This is a genomic window from Paenibacillus artemisiicola, from assembly GCF_017652985.1.
GTDB lineage: Bacteria > Bacillota > Bacilli > Paenibacillales > Paenibacillaceae > Paenibacillus_Z > Paenibacillus_Z artemisiicola.
The window spans coordinates 1-599 of sequence record NZ_JAGGDJ010000129.1; the positions used below are offsets into that span (position 1 = coordinate 1).

The window sequence follows — 599 nt, forward strand, 5'->3', positions numbered from 1 at the left end:
GTACCAGGAAGCGCGGATTCAGCGAGCCCATCGGATCCTGGAAGATGATCTGCATCTCTTCCCGCAGCGCCCGCAGCTCGCCCGGGCCGACCTGCTGAATGTCCCGGCCGTTGAACCGCACCTCGCCGCCCGTCGCCTTCTGCAGGTGCAGCATGACCCGGCCGAGCGACGACTTCCCGCAGCCCGACTCGCCCACCAGGCCGAACGTCTCGCCCGGACGCACGCCGAAGCTGACGTCGTCCACCGCTTTCACGTTCCCGACGACCCGGCTGAGCAGCCCTTTCTTGATCGGGAAATACTTCTTCACCTGTTTGGCTTCTATTAAATACGGTGCCGCTTGATTCCGTTCCGTCATATCGCCGCCTCCTCCGGAAGTCCGTCCAGCCAACAAGCGGCCCGATGGCCGCCGCCCGTGTCCAGCAGCGCCGGCTCCTCATGCCTGCAGCGATCCATCGCATACGGGCAGCGCGGGTGGAACCGGCAGCCCTTCGGGATGTCCGCGATGCCGGGAATGCTGCCGCGGATCGCGTACAGCTCGCTTCCCGGTTCCTCCTCCAGCCGCGGGATGGAGCGCAGCAGCCCGAGCGTGTACGGATGCC

2 protein-coding genes are annotated in these 599 nt (G+C 66.3%); both read right to left on the minus strand.

Going from position 1 to position 599, the window contains the following annotated elements; translation table 11 throughout:
* On the minus strand, positions 1-355 hold a 355-nt coding region (locus tag I8J29_RS33505; RefSeq protein WP_208851568.1), incomplete at its 3' end, for an ATP-binding cassette domain-containing protein.
* Positions 352-599, minus strand: a 248-nt coding sequence (locus tag I8J29_RS33510) for an oligopeptide/dipeptide ABC transporter ATP-binding protein (protein ID WP_338113338.1), incomplete at its 5' end; no start/stop codon positions are given. The genes I8J29_RS33505 and I8J29_RS33510, both read right to left, overlap by 4 nt.